16 protein-coding genes are annotated in these 15,590 nt (G+C 28.5%); all 16 read right to left on the bottom strand.

Annotated elements, in window-relative coordinates:
* Positions 1-3: 3 nt before the first annotated feature.
* The 16 genes from IR010_RS10085 to IR010_RS10160 all read right to left on the bottom strand — a co-directional run bounded on the left by IR010_RS10085 (position 4) and on the right by IR010_RS10160 (position 15,590).
* Entirely contained in the window at positions 4-1,971 is a 1,968-nt protein-coding gene (locus IR010_RS10085; protein ID WP_194603489.1) for a polysaccharide biosynthesis protein, read from the bottom strand.
* An 84-nt stretch (positions 1,972-2,055) separates the two neighbouring features.
* Positions 2,056-2,940: a glucose-1-phosphate thymidylyltransferase RfbA gene (rfbA, locus tag IR010_RS10090; protein WP_194603492.1), complete on the bottom strand. Its 885-nt coding sequence runs from the start codon at positions 2,938-2,940 to the stop codon at positions 2,056-2,058.
* Positions 2,941-3,017: 77 nt separating this feature from the next.
* Positions 3,018-3,863 carry a dTDP-4-dehydrorhamnose reductase gene (rfbD, locus tag IR010_RS10095; protein ID WP_194603495.1) on the bottom strand — a complete coding sequence of 282 codons (846 nt, stop codon included), beginning with the start codon at positions 3,861-3,863 and terminating at the stop codon, positions 3,018-3,020.
* Positions 3,863-4,411, bottom strand: a complete 549-nt coding sequence (gene rfbC, locus IR010_RS10100; RefSeq protein WP_194603498.1) for a dTDP-4-dehydrorhamnose 3,5-epimerase — start codon at positions 4,409-4,411, stop codon at positions 3,863-3,865. The genes rfbD and rfbC overlap by 1 nt, the downstream gene beginning before the upstream one ends.
* Before the next feature lie 9 nt (positions 4,412-4,420).
* Entirely contained in the window at positions 4,421-5,563 is a 1,143-nt protein-coding gene (locus IR010_RS10105) for a DegT/DnrJ/EryC1/StrS family aminotransferase (protein ID WP_194603501.1), read from the bottom strand.
* Entirely contained in the window at positions 5,556-5,981 is a 426-nt protein-coding gene (locus IR010_RS10110; RefSeq protein ID WP_194603504.1) for a WxcM-like domain-containing protein, read from the bottom strand. Before IR010_RS10110 ends, IR010_RS10105 begins: the two co-directional genes overlap by 8 nt.
* On the bottom strand, positions 5,978-6,943 hold the full coding sequence (locus IR010_RS10115; protein WP_194603507.1) for an MraY family glycosyltransferase: 966 nt from the start codon (positions 6,941-6,943) through the stop codon (positions 5,978-5,980). The genes IR010_RS10110 and IR010_RS10115 overlap by 4 nt, the downstream gene beginning before the upstream one ends.
* Before the next feature lie 31 nt (positions 6,944-6,974).
* Entirely contained in the window at positions 6,975-7,871 is an 897-nt protein-coding gene (locus tag IR010_RS10120; protein ID WP_194603701.1) for an NAD-dependent epimerase/dehydratase family protein, read from the bottom strand.
* Positions 7,872-7,885: 14 nt separating this feature from the next.
* A complete protein-coding gene (locus tag IR010_RS10125) occupies positions 7,886-8,923 on the bottom strand; it encodes a lipopolysaccharide biosynthesis protein (protein ID WP_194603510.1) in 1,038 nt (345 codons plus the stop codon).
* Positions 8,923-10,056 carry an NAD-dependent epimerase/dehydratase family protein gene (locus IR010_RS10130; protein ID WP_194603515.1) on the bottom strand — a complete coding sequence of 378 codons (1,134 nt, stop codon included), beginning with the start codon at positions 10,054-10,056 and terminating at the stop codon, positions 8,923-8,925. Before IR010_RS10130 ends, IR010_RS10125 begins: the two co-directional genes overlap by 1 nt.
* A gap of 169 nt (positions 10,057-10,225) precedes the next feature.
* Entirely contained in the window at positions 10,226-10,795 is a 570-nt protein-coding gene (locus IR010_RS10135; RefSeq protein WP_194603518.1) for a hypothetical protein, read from the bottom strand.
* 79 nt (positions 10,796-10,874) lie between these two features.
* Positions 10,875-11,459 (bottom strand): DapH/DapD/GlmU-related protein, encoded by a 585-nt coding sequence (locus IR010_RS10140; RefSeq protein ID WP_228515137.1) that lies wholly within the window; start codon positions 11,457-11,459, stop codon positions 10,875-10,877.
* A complete protein-coding gene (locus IR010_RS10145) occupies positions 11,456-12,475 on the bottom strand; it encodes a glycosyltransferase family 2 protein (RefSeq protein ID WP_194603521.1) in 1,020 nt (339 codons plus the stop codon). The genes IR010_RS10140 and IR010_RS10145 overlap by 4 nt, the downstream gene beginning before the upstream one ends.
* 3 nt (positions 12,476-12,478) lie before the next feature.
* Positions 12,479-13,666, bottom strand: a complete 1,188-nt coding sequence (locus IR010_RS10150) for an O-antigen polymerase (RefSeq protein ID WP_194603525.1) — start codon at positions 13,664-13,666, stop codon at positions 12,479-12,481.
* Between the two features lie 3 nt (positions 13,667-13,669).
* Positions 13,670-14,644, bottom strand: a complete 975-nt coding sequence (locus IR010_RS10155; protein WP_194603528.1) for a hypothetical protein — start codon at positions 14,642-14,644, stop codon at positions 13,670-13,672.
* Between the two features lie 58 nt (positions 14,645-14,702).
* Complete coding sequence (locus IR010_RS10160; RefSeq protein WP_194603531.1) at positions 14,703-15,590, bottom strand: glycosyltransferase family 2 protein; 888 nt, start codon at positions 15,588-15,590, stop codon at positions 14,703-14,705.

The raw sequence follows: 15,590 nt of genomic DNA on the forward strand, positions 1-15,590 counted from the left end.
AGTTTATTTATCTAAAACTTCAAAAGCAGAATTCATACTTTTAAATTCAGGAACAATTTTTTTCATCTTAGTAACAATATCATCATTGTCATAAAAATCTGCAATTCCAATCAGTTCATCAATTTCTATATGAAGATTTTCATATTCATCTTGAATTTCCTGTGCAATCATGATTTTATTATGATATGTTGGCAACGTTTTAGAAGTATCATTTAATAATTCTTCATATAGCTTTTCACCCGGTCTTAATCCAACAATTTTTATTTTGATTTCTTTATCTGGAATAAAACCTGCCAACTTAATCATTTTTTTTGCCAAATCAATTATTTTGACTGGTTTGCCCATATCAAAAATATAAATCTCTCCTCCATTACCCATGGCTCCGGCTTCTAGGACAAGCTGACAAGCTTCTGGAATGGTCATAAAATAACGAATAATGTCTTGATGTGTTATTGTTACAGGACCTCCTTCGGCAATTTGTTTTGTAAATAAAGGAACAACCGATCCGTTTGAACCTAAAACATTTCCAAAACGGGTGGTAATAAATTTTGTTACTCCTTCAACATTTTCTTTTTGATTTTTTAGGAACAAAGACTGAACATATTTCTCTGCTATACGCTTGCTGGCTCCCATCACGTTACTAGGATTAACAGCTTTATCTGTAGAAACCATTACAAATTTTCTAACATGGTATTTGCACGAAAGGTCAGCTAAATTTTTAGTTCCTTTAATATTGGTTAAAATCGCTTGCGAAGGATTTTCTTCCATCAAAGGAACATGCTTATATGCTGCTGCATGAAAAACAACGTGTGGATTGTAACTTTTAAATACTTTTTCTAATGCTTTTTTACTTCTAACATCTGCAATTACTGCCACTATTTTTGTTCCAGAATTCATTGCTAAAGTTTCTAAGCATAAATTATGAAGTGGTGTTTCTGCATGGTCTAAAATAATGACCATTTTTGGATTAAATCCTAAAACTTGTCTAACTATCTCACTTCCGATAGATCCGGCAGCACCTGTAATCAGAATTGTTTTTTCCTTTAACTGTTTAGAAATTGACTTACTGTCTAAAACAATAGGTTTTCTTTCTAATAAATCTTCAATTTGAATATTCTTTACTTTCTGAGAAATCTCTTTTTGATTTTCCCAATCTGAAATTAATGGAACTGTATAAACTCTGTAGTTAAATTCTAAGCACTGATCTACAATAATCAATTGTTCTTCTTTAGACAAACTTTTATCTGCAATAATTACGCCTTCTGCAGCTACAGAACGCATTAAGGCTGGTAATTTTTTTCTTAAAATCAAAATAGGCAAATCTAACATTCGCTTAGATGCATTTTGATTATTCTTATCTACAAAACCAACAATTTTAAATCGAGAAGGCGTTTCAAATTTCAATGCATTTGCTACGGAAATAGCATTTGCATCTGTTCCATAAATTACGGTTCTAATAAGTTTTGAATTAGTTTTTTCTGAAAAATATAATTCAAAAGTTTGCTTTACTATTACTCGATATAAAAAAAGCCCGCAAAAAGATAAAACTAAATTGATAAAAAGTGCTGTATTTAGAAAAGCTTTGTGTCCTGCATATAATTCAAAAACCAAATTAAAAAATAAGAAAAACACCAGAACTGACATTTGCGAAAACAACAGCTTTATAGCATCAATGTAAGAAGAGTGTCTAATAATACCAGAGTATGTTCTAAACAACCAAAAGAAAAATACGTTTACCAATAATAAACTTCCAACAAAATAAAAGTGATGGGACGTGATAATATAACCTAATGCTGTTCCTTCAAATAACATGTAAGTGAACGTAAATGAAAACACTAGCACCATTACATCTATTGAAACAATTATCCACCTAGGCAAATAACTAAGGTTGTTGATGTGTGCCCTTAGGTTTCTAGGAGAAAAAGAATTAAGCAATAGTGAGGCTAATTTGGTTTGTTTATCTGTGTTCAATTTTGTTTAGTTTAATTCTGCAAGCTTTGTATGGATTACAAAAATACAAATTAATGGTTTTAAAAAATTATTTATGAAGATAAATTAAATTTTAACACCTTTTTTCTTCTGCTTAAGGAATTCAATTAAATAAGCTCCATAACCTGACTTTACCAAAGGTAATGCCAATTCTTCAAGCTGCAAATCATTTATAAATCCCTGTCTCCAAGCAATCTCTTCAATACATCCTACTTTTAAACCTTGTCTTTCTTCAAGAACTTGAACGAACTGACCTGCCTGCATTAAACTATTAAAAGTTCCTGTATCAAGCCAAGCCGTTCCTCTACTTAAAATACCAACTTTTAGAGCTTCTCTTTCTAAATAAACTTTATTTACGTCTGTAATCTCATATTCACCACGAGGACTTGGTTTAATATTTTTTGCAATTTCAACAACTGAATTATCATAAAAATATAATCCTGGAACTGCAAAACTAGATTTTGGTTCTATAGGTTTTTCTTCTATCGAAATTGCTTTTAAATTTTCATCAAATTCAACAACGCCATATCGCTCTGGATCTGAAACGTGATATGCAAAAACAACCCCACCTTCTGGCTTTGTATTTGATTTTAAAAGTTCTTGCATGTTAGATCCAAAAAAAATATTATCTCCCAAGATTAATGCTACATCATCGTTACCTATAAATTCTTCTCCTATTACAAAAGCCTGAGCCAAACCATTTGGAATCGCTTGTTCAGCATAACTAAATTTACAGCCTAAAGAAGAACCGTCTCCCAATAATTTTTTGAAATTTGGCAAGTCATGAGGTGTTGAAATAATTAATATTTCATTGATTCCAGCCATCATAAGAGTAGACAATGGATAATAAATCATTGGCTTGTCATAAACAGGCATCATTTGCTTGCTCATTGCAAGTGTTAAAGGGTGTAAACGTGTGCCAGAACCTCCTGCTAAAATAATTCCTTTCATAAATCTTGTTTTTAGATTTTTAGATTTTTAGATTTTGGATTTCTATAAATGAAATTTAAAATCAAATCTTCAGATTTTTATATAAACATATTTTTTAAACTTTCTTTATAATTTGGTATACTTAAATTATAAATAGACTTTATTTTTTTTTTATCTAATAATGAAAATTCTGGACGTTTTGCAGGAGTTGGATAAGATTCCGATGGAATTCCTCCTACTTTGCAATTATAACCTCCCAAATCTTTTATACTCAACGCAAATTCATACCAACTTATTTCTCCTTCATTAGAATAATTGTAAATACCTGGAATCCAATTTTCAGATTCTAAAATATCGACCATTGCCTGCGCTAGGTCAGTTGCATAAGTTGGTGAACCAATTTGATCATTTACAACATTAATTGCATCTCTTTCCTGCATTAGGCGCTGCATGGTTTTAACAAAATTATTTCCAAATTTGCTATATACCCAAGAGGTTCTTATAATTATTGAATTTGGATTTTCTTTTAAACATGAAATTTCTCCAGCTCTTTTACTTTCACCATAAACATTGATAGGATTTGTTATTGCTTCTTCATTCAATGCAATAGAAGATGATCCATCAAAAACATAATCCGTAGATATATGAATTAATTTAATATTATTCTTTGAGGCATATTTTGCAATTAATTCAACAGCCAAATGATTTACTTTAAAAGCAATCTCATTTTCTGTTTCGGCTTTATCAACAGCAGTGTAAGCTCCACAATTAAAAATTATATTTGGCTTGATTTCTTCTAATTGAGTTTGAAGCAAATTCAAATCATCCAAAGTAATTTTAGTTCTATCAGCAAAAACCCACTCGTAATGTGAGTCTTTTTCAGCAATTACACTTAACTCAGATCCTAATTGACCGTTTGCCCCCGTTACAAGAATTCTTTCCATTAAAATAAACTATTACAATTGTCAATAAAAGGAAGAATTTGATCTTTTTCTGAAACAATTGCTTCTTCTAAACTCATTCCCCAATCAATATTAAGTGACGGATCATCATATCTTATACCTCCCTCAGAAGCTTTATTATAAAACTGATCACATTTATACATCACTGATGCCGTCTCACTTATAACAGAAAAACCATGGGCAAAACCTTGTGGTACCAAAAGTTGTTTTTTATTATCTGCTGATAATAGAACGCTAAAAGTTCTTCCATAAGTAGGCGAATCTTTTCTTAAGTCTACTGCAACATCAATAATTTCACCTTCTAAAACACGAACCAATTTAGTTTGTGCAAATGGTGGGTTTTGATAATGCAAACCTCTTAAAGTTCCTTTTTTTGAAAAGGATTGATTATCTTGAACAAATTCTATATTAATACCTAAATCTTCAAATTTAGTTTTACTGTATGACTCAAAAAAATAACCTCTATCGTCACCAAAAACAGTTGGCTCTACTACTACTAAATCTTCTATAAATGTCTTTTCAATTTTCATATTTATAATTTAATTCTTAAGTTTAAAAAAATCCACAATGACTTCTTTTATTCTATTTTTATCTTTTTCTGTAATATTGGAACCAGATGGCAAACACAATCCTTTTTCAAATAATTTTTCTGCTACCTTATTTCCATAATATGGATATTTCTCAAAAACTGGCTGTAAATGCATTGGTTTCCAAAGAGGCCTACTTTCGATATTCGCTTCCTCAAGCGCAAGTCTTAGATCGTCTTTATTTTTCTGAATATTTGTTTCAATTAAAATAGTACTTAACCAATAATTTGAAAAATGATCTTCATTTACAACTTCAAAAATCTCAACACCATCGATGTTACTGAAAATCTCCTTATAAAATTTATGATTCTCTCGTCTGCTTTTCACATTTTGATCTAAAATTTTTATTTGTCCTAAACCAACTCCAGCGCATATATTGCTCATTCTATAATTATAGCCAATTTCACTATGTTGATAATGAATTGCATTATCTTTAGATTGAGTAGCGTAAAAAATAGCTTTTTCTTTTACTTTTTTGGAGTTTGTAAGTAATGCGCCTCCACTAGAGGTTGTGATAATTTTATTGCCATTAAATGATAAAACTCCAAAAGTTCCGAAAGTACCACATTTTTTACCTTTATAAGAACTTCCTAAAGCCTCTGCGCTATCTTCAATTATTGGAATGTCATAACGGTCAGCAATGGCGTGAATTTCATCAACTTTGTATGGATTGCCATACAAATGAACCGTAATAATTGCTTTAGGCTTTTTTCCTTTTTTGATTCTATCCTGGATAGCAATTTCAAGAAAATCTGGACAAATATTCCAAGTATCTTCTTCGCTATCTACAAAAATAGGAGTTGCTCCCTGATATAAAATAGGGTTCGCTGATGCTGAAAAAGTCATGCTTTGGCAAATAACTTCATCATTCTCTTTTATCCCCAACAAAATTAATGCTAAATGAATTGCCGAAGTTCCAGAATTTAAAGCAGTAACAAATGATTGATCTGCAAAATAATTTTGCAAAGAATTCTCAAACTCATCCACATTAGGACCGCCAGAAGTTATCCAATTTGTATCTAAAGCTTTCTGAACAAACTCTTGTTCAAAACCACTTTGCTGTGATAAAGAAAGAAAAATTCTTTTACTACTCATTTAATCTCCAATAACCAGACTCATATCGAACATCATCTTCGCTCACATTTGACAAAGGCAATGTTGAAAATGAAATTAATTTTGAATTACTTTCCAATGATTCTATTGCATTTGCATATCCTGCTGGAATATGAACCATTTTGCTATCTGTATGAGATACCAAAACAGTTTCAACAATTAAATCTTTTGAAGGATTTTCCCAATTATCAACTTTTACAAAATGAATTTTAAAAGATCCACTTAAACAATAAAAATTTTTAGCATCTAATTTATGACCTTGCCAGGCACGAATTGGATTTTCATCAGAATTGCTGATGATGTAAAATCTTTCTATGTCTTTAAATGAAAAGTCATTTACGTAAGAAATCGTTCCGCGGTGATCTGAGAAATTACCTCCTTGAATTATTTTTGGAATCATGCCTTTAATTTTAAATTGATTTTATTCAACAAATAAAACTTTAAGCTATATAATAAAAGTAAAGGTGTTAACACAATTACAAATAGTATTATATCATTAACCTTTTCATATAAAAATATAACTATGGCTGATACTCCAGCTTGAGCAATTGCATAATATAAAGACACCAAACGGTGTTGTATTTTATATTCATTACTTAAAACTTGATATAAATGCAGACGATGTGCTTCAAAAATATTCTCTTTTAAGTAAAGTCGATGAATAATAGTACAAACCGCATCGATACCATAAATAGCTAGAAATAATAACCAGATAACAGAATTAGTTACTAAAATAAGTTTTAAAACCAAATAAATTATCCAAAATGCAATAGCTATACTTCCAACATCTCCGGCAAAACATTTAGCCTTTTTTCTATAATTAAAAAATAAAAAAACAAGGCTGGCAATCATTCCGTATTTGATAAAATTGCCATCAGTAAATAATTGCAACTTGGTGTTTATGTATAGCAATGCACCAAGAACGACTAAAGTGTAAAGACCAGTTATACCGTTTATGCCATCCATGAAATTGTAGGCATTAATTAATCCTATTGCTAAAATATAAGCGATTAATATTCCCCAAATTGGAACCAAATTAAACAATCCTAAATCGTAAAATATCAAAGAAATAGATAAAAAGTGAACTGAAATTCGGATTTTATTTGAAAGACTTTGAATATCATCCCAAAAACTAACCAGACTTACTAAAGTAATTCCAATAAAGAAAAAATAATTATTGTCTATATGTTGCAAAAAATAAATTAAGGCTGAAAACCAAAAAATGATTCCACCGCCTCTCAATGTTATTTCAGTATGCGAACTTCTTTGGTTTGGTTTATCGATAATATTAAAACGATCTGCAACTCTAAAATAAAGTAGCATTAAAATCATCAAGAGAATTCCTAAAATTGTGTATTGCATTATATAATTTATTGACTTGTGATTATAAAAGTTAGTCTAATGTCTCTCTTTTGAGATATTCTAAAACTATCTCAGGATTCCAATTTAGAATTTTTCTTGCCTTTGAATCATCAAAAATTAAATCTGAAGTCATCTTTTTTACTTTTAATGAATTTATTGGAGAATTTTCTCCCAACAAATCTCCAATTTTACCAAGATTTTTTGCCCAAAAAACTGGAAGATTAAAATATCTTTTTTTGTTTTTAGAAATAGCCAAACTCAATTCATAAAAACTAGGATGAAATCCATCGGTAAGATTATAAATGCCTCCAATAGAGCAAACAGAAGGAATTAGTGAAGCTACGTCAATACCTAAAACCATACTTTTTCTAGCCTGGCCTTTGCCAATATTAAAATAATAACCTTTGCTAATAGCATTAACCATGGCCCCTAAGTTACCAGGCGGATTTTTCCCTACTAACAGCGGCAAACGCAAAATGGTACAAACAACTTTGTTTTCTTTACACCAATTAATAATTAGTTTTTCTGCATTTAACTTACTAAGTCCGTACGGATCTTGGGCTAATAAGGTATGATCTTCATTAATATTAACTCCAGTTTCCAAGCCATAAACTGAAACTGAACTTATAAAAACAAATTCTTTTGGCAAGAAAGATTTCTCTAATCCTTTTAAGAGATTTTCTGTTCCTAAAAAATTTACTTCGTAAAATTGCTTTTTTTCACTTTCTGTTTTTGGCAAACTATGTGCTTTACCTGCAGCATGAATTACTAGGTCAAAACTTTCTTTAAAAAGAGGTACTTCTTTTTCTAGTGAAATTATATAATCGGAATTACTTCTTGACAAAGTCGTAAGATTATTGCCATTAGATAATTCTTTTTTGATAATTGAACCTAAAAAACCATTTGAACCCGTCAAAAGTATATTCATCAAAATTTTAATATTTAAATATTATCATACTCCTTTAACCAATCAAATGATTGATGGTCAAAAAATAATTCTTCAAGCCATCCTGAAATAGACATTTTATGATATAACTTTTCATTTATCTCAATGAAAGGCAAATCAAAAAACGTATGATTTAAGTTAATATTATTTCTATCAATGATGTAAATATTGTTTTCATTATAAAAAGGATATCTTTTTATATCAACATTTGTAGTTATTAATTTTTTACCACTTCCCAAAGCTTCAAAAACGCGCATTGTCAATCCTCGCTGATTTGGATGATTTATATCCAAAATAACTCTTGATTGCTTATACAATTCAATAATCTGTTCATGTTTCAAGCTAAAGAAAGAAATCTTGCTGTATTTAAATTTTTTAAAAGACGAATCAAATAATTTGAAAAACAAAAAAACAATTCGACTAGGGGAATAATAAAATGCAAAATTTTTAAGCTTATTTTCTTCGCACCATTTACTAGCTGTTTCACTAATAATATATCTATCCGAGTGCGCAGTGCCTATAAAAAGTAAATCATATTTCGCCTTACTTTCTTTACCCAACATATAATAATCATCTGAAAAAAACAAGGGTCTAAAACTTAGATCATACACTTTTGAATCCTTAGGATCAAAAGTGTATTTTCGATCAAAATTTTTTAAAATATTGATTCCATTTGGATTATTCTCAAATGAATCAAAAGTATAATATAACAAAACAATGTTCGGACTCAGGCTTTTAACTTTATCTATAAAATATTGAGGAACAACTTCTCCCTTAATTAGAAAAAAGTAATCATATTTTTCATTTTCAATATTTTTTAAAATATCATTATAATAATTTGATATTTTAATGTTGTAAAGACTTCTCTTTAATCGAATTATTCCTTTTGTAAAGATCGAATTACTTGGCCTTTCATCATAATAATCTACTACAGCACCTAATGACCGCAATTTGTCAGCTATAATATTTTCATAATTAAATAATTTGACCGAAAGGAAAAGTATTTTCTTATCTCGAAAACTTTTACTTTCCATTACTTCAAAAGACCTTTCTTTTTCATTTCTTCTAAAGATTTACTTAACTTGTCTTCTTGTATTTCCTGTTGTAATACCCATGCAGAAAATTTTTCAATCCCTTCCTTAAAAAAAACTTTTGGCTCAAATCCTAAACTCGTTTTAATTTTAGTCAAGTCAGCATAATTATGTCTTATATCTCCTAGTCTAAATTTACCTGTTACTGTAACTGGAACATTAATTTCATAAGCTCTAATTAAAGAGTTTGCAACTTCAAGAACGTCTGTCGCTACACCTGTCCCTACATTAAAGACATGTCCATTTGCCTCTTCTTTTTCAATTCCAAGAATTGTTGCAGCTACTACATCATCAATGAAAACAAAATCTCTGGTTTCTTTACCGTCTTCAAAAATTTGAATTGGATTATTGTTTCTAATTTGAGTGGAAAAAATAGACAAAATTCCTGTATATGGATTTGATAATGACTGTCCTGGACCATACACATTTTGATATCTAAAACCGACAGGGGCAATTCCTAAAGTTGGACATACTGTCATAATCATCTGTTCCTGATTCTGTTTTGTAATGCCATAAACAGAAGAAGGATGAATTTTAGATTCTTCATCCGTTGCCAATAGCTCCAAAATCTGACCATCTTTATATGTCAACTCAAATTTTCCGGCTAACATATTTTCTTCGTTTCGATGCGATGGATAAACTATTCCTAATTCGGGGTGTTTATATTTTCCTTCACCATAAATAGATCTAGAAGAAGCTATTACAATTTTTTCTACACAATGCTCATTATTAGCTAAAATATCTAGCATAATTGCAGTACCTTGAATATTTACTTCAGTATACTTTTCAATACAATACATTGATTGTCCAGTCCCTGTTTCGGCAGCAAAATGAACTATAACATTTTGATTTTTGATCGCATTAGTCCAGTCTTCTCTTGATGTAACTGTTCCGTTTATAAATGTAACTTTATCTTTAATGCTTTTGAATAATGGAGATGTAATTTCAGGATTTTCACCATGTATTTGTTTTGAAAGATTGTCCAAAACTGTAATTTTATGCCCCTTTTCTATAAGTTTTAATGCAAGGTTACTTCCTATAAATCCTGCTCCTCCAGTAATTAATATGTTTTTCATTTTTGAAATTATTTTAATCTTTTAATTCTTGATTTTTTCTTTATCGTTTGAAGAATCAATAAAATTCAAATATTGCATTGTTTTTTTGATTCTACTAAAATTCATTTTTAGTTTCAATTACATCTAAAATTCACATTCTAAATGTGAGTATAACTGCCATACTTAGATACTAATCAAATTTTAATTTGTTCTCAGTTAATTTTGCAAAATATTTAGCACCTGCATGAGTTAAATGTGCACAATCTTGACTTATAAATTTACAATCGGGAGTAAAAACAGGAATCTTACCATTTTTATCAATTATTAAATCAATAAGATCAATATATCTATCTTTCCACTTTTCTTTCATTTTATAATTCTCTTCAAGATAGCCTTCTCGCATATATATTCTTTGCTCACAATAGTTTGGTATATGCTTGCTATTATAAATAACGCCATTATTTCTACCAAAATTTTTTGTTCCGATAATCCATGTTCTTTTCATATCTATATTAAAGTGAGTTATTACTTCTCTTAAATTTATATTAGAAGGAACTTCGTTTGATTCTGCCAGATAAATATAGCTAGCCTTATTTAACCTTGATTTAATATCCTCACATTTATAGATATCAAAAACATAAGATATTTCTATTTCATTTCTGTATTTAGATTCTAATAAAATGTTAGCCCAATCTCTTGCAAAACTATTTCCTATAACTAAAATTTTTACCCTGCTATCATCTGTAAAACTTTTATCCAATTTATAAATTCTATCATTGTAACTGAAGTAAACTAACACATTACTTCTTGTATTAGTATATTTAACACTTTATTTAAATTTATATTAATTCCCATTTTTGAGTTTCAAAATTGAATTTTTTTATTGGTTTTGCCGGTATACCAACAGCTATTATATATGGTGGTAAACTTTTTGAAACAACAGAATTTGCACCAACAATAGTACCTTTCCCAATTGTAACGCCTGGTAACACTGAAACAAATTCACCAAGCCAAACATTATCCTCTATCATTACAGGTTTAGAAAACATTTTTCTTTCTTTTGGTATTGAATCAGGATGACTATCTAATGCATTCCCCGAGTAACTTCCATGCGAGCAATCTGATATATAAATTTTACTGGCCAAAAGGACGTTATTACCGATTTTAACACTTTCCATGGCAGTAATATGGACATAATCGTTCATTTGAAAATTTTCCCCGATAATTAAAACTTTACTTTTATTTATCGGATACGCCTCTAACCTACATCCATAACCTGTTGTAAATCCTTTTTTAACTTGAATAAACTGCCTTCCCCTAATATCTATTGGAAATCGAATAAGCCTTGCGTTACGAAAGACAAGCTTCGTTCTTATTAAAAACACGAACATTTTTAATAACCCAAGAAAACTATAATTTCTCAAAACTTTCTAAATTGATTAAAGTAACTGGTGTAGATTATATTTCTTTTGTTTAAAATTTTATTTTTAATTAAATAAAATAAAACTTTCTCCGATTTAGATAATTTATTTTTAAATAACATATCCTCTTTAAAAATTTTATTAAAAAAATTAAAACTAAAAATTTCATTAAATATATTTTGCTTTATTTTCTTTTCACCTTTATTAGTTATAACGCTGTGTAAGACTGAAAAAACCATTCTAATGTATAGTATTTTAAATTTTTCATAAAAGAGATCTAGTTGCTTATTATTTTTAAGAAAAATATATAAATCATCTAAGACGTAAATTTTATCCAAAATTTTTGTCGATATGGTTTTCATAATTGATCCTTCTCTCTGTCTATAACCAATTAAAATATCATCAATCTTTGAGATTTTATTAGAATAAAAAAAGGCTTTAAAAATGAAATCTAAATCTTCAAACCAAATGCCTTCTTTAAATTTTAAATCATTCTCTTTTAAAAAATCAACCTTAAACATTTTATTCCAGACAGCAAAAGATATATCATTTTCCAATAATTTATCCATTTTATCTTCTAATGAGATCAGATCTAAGTGAAAATTGCTTCTATCTAACCTAAGTTTTTTTTTATCTAAATAAATAAATTCGTAATAGGGAGCCACTACAATATCCGAATTGTTTTTAATTCCTTCTTCGAACATTTTAATAATTACAGTTTTGTCCTCAATGTAATCATCACTATCAAAAAAGATAACGTAATCCCCTTTTGCAAATTGAAATCCATAATTTCTAGCTGAACTTAATCCCCCATTTTCTTTAATCAATAATTTTACATTATCAAAGCGCTCAACAAATTCTGTAGCAATTATAAGTGACAAATCTCTAGATCCATCATCAACTAATATAATTTCGCAATTTTTACCTAAAGGCAATAAACTGTCTAAAAATTGCCTAAAATAAAGTTCAACATTATAAAATGGCACAATAATACTTATCTGACAAATCTCTTTGCTCATATTTTATCTAAATTTTATTCTCTCTATTTGGCAAAAAATAATTGGCCATAAAAGGACTGTTCCTGTTGCATACCACATATTATTAAAAGTACTTAATAACAAAATTGAATTCAATGATGCTATTGCTGCTAAATAATAATTACTGTTTCTCTTTACTAAATATGGATAAATGAAGGCACTTAACATCATCATTACGTACATGATTAACATACCTGTAGATCCTAATAAAAAATATGCTACAAAAAAAACAGTAGGTGCATTTAATAATGGAGTTACAAAATAATAAGAAAAATTGGCCCTTAAACTAATTTCATCATATCCAAAAATAGAGACCAGTCTTTTACTCATAAAATCAGGAAATAACTGAGTTGAAGCAAATATTCCTACATTATTTATATTGAATTCATCCTCTTTTTCGTCGGTTAAATTCTGAAGATTACCTAAGGGAGAAATGAGATAGATATAACTCCAATAAAACTCGCTTGGAACGTCACTATTTATAAAAGAATCAGTAGCGCCAGCTACTCTCAATAGATACTCCTTGTCATCTTTAGTTTGCTCTTGTCTTATGTTCCCAATAACACCAAAGAAATATAAGACAATTAAAAGTGTAACTATAGGTAAGAGAATTGTTTTTAGATTGATCGATTTCATTCTCATTAAAAATAAAAAAATCATTGCTGAAAAAACAATCATAAAGGCACCACGATTTAAAATTAGTATATATGGAACTAATGTTATAATGAAATGAAATAGCTTTTTTCTTTTTTTATCTGTCAGATAATAAGTAAACATTAAGATTGAAAAAAAAATATTAAAAGTTCCTAATATTACGTGAAAAGTGGGTATTCCGTTAAAATCATCATAACCGTAAGATGGATTCAATACTGTACTTACAATTGGTATACTAGATTCATATAAAAATTCTAAAGAATAGCCAATTATAATAAAATACATTGATCTTTTTATAAATGAAGATTTGAGTTCAATATCATTAATTTTAACTTGCATTATGCGCTTTTGAATTAATGATAAAACAAATGATAAAATAATTGTACCAATTAAAAAATACATTAGAAACCCATTCAACTCTGGGTATAAATCTGACCATCCTATTTTGTATAGCAATAAGATTGATGCAAAAGAAACTGCATAAACAAAAGAAGGAAGATATAGGATTTTATGCTTCATTCTTTAATTATTATCAGAGAAAATACACTTTAACCATTTTTCTAAAGGTAGTGCTAATTTTTCGTCCTTATTAAATTCTAGTTTTAAAAAGTCATTATCAATATAAATGTTATTCAAATCAAATAAGGCAACCATACCAGAATTTTTAACAATATCATCTTTTTTAAAAAAAACATTATTTGTGGCCACTTTGGTATTACATGCCAGTGATTCAATAACCCTCATAGCCAAACCCGTTTGTCTTGGATTACTTACATCTACCATTATATGACTTTTAGAAAGTATATCTAAATACTGTGTTCTGTCCATATGTTTAAATGACACAATTGATCGGTCAAGAGTTTTTCTTTTAAAATAGTATTTAACTCTTGTTGTAAAAGGCATGTATAAAAAAGGTTTTAATTTGAAACCTTTCTCAAGGCAATATTTCTTAAATTTAAGTACAGCTTCATATCTTTCTTCAAAGAAAAAACCCATAAAAAAGAAGTCATATTCATAAACTTTAGGTTGTACACGATAATGCTCAACATCATTTGTGTAAAACAAAGGAATGTACTTTATATTAAAATCTTCACAATCTTGAAAATCAAAACTTTTAACAGCATCAAACAAACTTATGAGATGACTAAATGGGTTTGTCCTCTCTGAATCCCATTGATACATTATGGTTTTACTTTCTGGGTTATTTTTTTTAAATGTCTTCAAAAAAGAAGTAGGCATCATATACCCCCTAATAACAAAAAGAAAGTCATATCTATTACTTTTTACAGATTTAGAAATTTTATTATAATGTTTCCTTTGAAAATTACTCATGTAAGATTCAAAAAAATTATTAACAATATTAAAATCAAAGTCATATGATCTTTCAGCAAAAAAATCTACTGATGCTCCTTGTTGCTCAAGCTGAGCTTTAATCATATTTTCATAATTATGAAATTTAGGACCTATAAATAAAATCTTTTTTCCTCGAAAATCCATTATTTTTTACTTTAATATTGATCTGGTCTCTTTAGATAAAAACAACAATTATTAAATGCTAATTAATGAGCCACTTATAAATAATTCTTCTAACTATACTTTTATTCTTTAACGATTCAAAATATTGAACAAGTTTCTTATTTGGTAGATCAAGTTTATCACCGTATAGAAAATTAAATTGTTGAATCTGTAAAATATTCGGTTTTAAATAACTCTTTTCTTTAATACTGGAAATGAAAATTTTAATTCTATTAGTAAATGTAATATTTTCTTTTTCTGTAACTGTACCTTGATGGCTTCGGTAATACATTAATGGTTCATTTATATAAATTGCATTACCAAAACCATAACCAATCAAGGCTATTAAATAATCATGCATAATGATATCTTGCATATCAGACTTAAGCATCTCTTCTTTCAAACTATTATTTATCAAACACGTACAACCAGTAACAATATTTAAAAAAAGAAGCCTTTTAAATGTAAACGTTTCAGGAATAAACTTACGCAATTTCCAAAATGATTTATTTGTTATATTATCGTTTTGATCAATCAGACATAAATCATGAAAAACAAGTAATGGTTTATTATCATGTTCAAAACCGGAGGAAAAAACAGAATTCATTTGAATTTCAATTTTATTCTTATACCAAATATCATCTTGATCACACAATGCTAAATAATTATTGCTTGCAAGAGAAATTGCATATCTAAATGAACTGTTGGATCCTAAATTTTTTTCATTAAAGAAAAGTTTGATCTTATTATTATCCTTTTGATATTCTCTTAAAATATCTCTAGTAGAATCTGTTGAACAATCATCAACTATAACAATTTCATCTATATCATACGTTTGTTCAAGTATTGAATTTAATTGTTTTTTCAAATATGAACTTCCGTTATAAGTACACAATACAACACTTACTTTATTTTTATCTGCGGTCAT

It is taken from the genome of Flavobacterium sp. MR2016-29, assembly GCF_015350695.1.
In the GTDB taxonomy this organism is placed as follows: domain Bacteria; phylum Bacteroidota; class Bacteroidia; order Flavobacteriales; family Flavobacteriaceae; genus Flavobacterium.

What these genes read in the sequence shown, in the direction of transcription:
- rfbA (WP_194603492.1), bottom strand. Translation starts at nt 2,940, where the DNA reads ATGAAAGGAATTATTTTAGCAGGAGGTTCTGGCACACGTTTACACCCT.
- rfbD (WP_194603495.1), bottom strand. Translation starts at nt 3,863, where the DNA reads ATGGAAAGAATTCTTGTAACGGGGGCAAACGGTCAATTAGGATCTGAG.
- rfbC (WP_194603498.1), bottom strand. Translation starts at nt 4,411, where the DNA reads ATGAAAATTGAAAAGACATTTATAGAAGATTTAGTAGTAGTAGAGCCA.
- IR010_RS10105 (WP_194603501.1), bottom strand. Translation starts at nt 5,563, where the DNA reads ATGAGTAGTAAAAGAATTTTTCTTTCTTTATCACAGCAAAGTGGTTTT.
- IR010_RS10110 (WP_194603504.1), bottom strand. Translation starts at nt 5,981, where the DNA reads ATGATTCCAAAAATAATTCAAGGAGGTAATTTCTCAGATCACCGCGGA.
- IR010_RS10115 (WP_194603507.1), bottom strand. Translation starts at nt 6,943, where the DNA reads ATGCAATACACAATTTTAGGAATTCTCTTGATGATTTTAATGCTACTT.
- IR010_RS10120 (WP_194603701.1), bottom strand. Translation starts at nt 7,871, where the DNA reads ATGAATATACTTTTGACGGGTTCAAATGGTTTTTTAGGTTCAATTATC.
- IR010_RS10125 (WP_194603510.1), bottom strand. Translation starts at nt 8,923, where the DNA reads ATGGAAAGTAAAAGTTTTCGAGATAAGAAAATACTTTTCCTTTCGGTC.
- IR010_RS10130 (WP_194603515.1), bottom strand. Translation starts at nt 10,056, where the DNA reads ATGAAAAACATATTAATTACTGGAGGAGCAGGATTTATAGGAAGTAAC.
- IR010_RS10145 (WP_194603521.1), bottom strand. Translation starts at nt 12,475, where the DNA reads ATGAGCAAAGAGATTTGTCAGATAAGTATTATTGTGCCATTTTATAAT.
- IR010_RS10150 (WP_194603525.1), bottom strand. Translation starts at nt 13,666, where the DNA reads ATGAAGCATAAAATCCTATATCTTCCTTCTTTTGTTTATGCAGTTTCT.
- IR010_RS10155 (WP_194603528.1), bottom strand. Translation starts at nt 14,644, where the DNA reads ATGGATTTTCGAGGAAAAAAGATTTTATTTATAGGTCCTAAATTTCAT.
- IR010_RS10160 (WP_194603531.1), bottom strand. Translation starts at nt 15,590, where the DNA reads ATGACCGCAGATAAAAATAAAGTAAGTGTTGTATTGTGTACTTATAAC.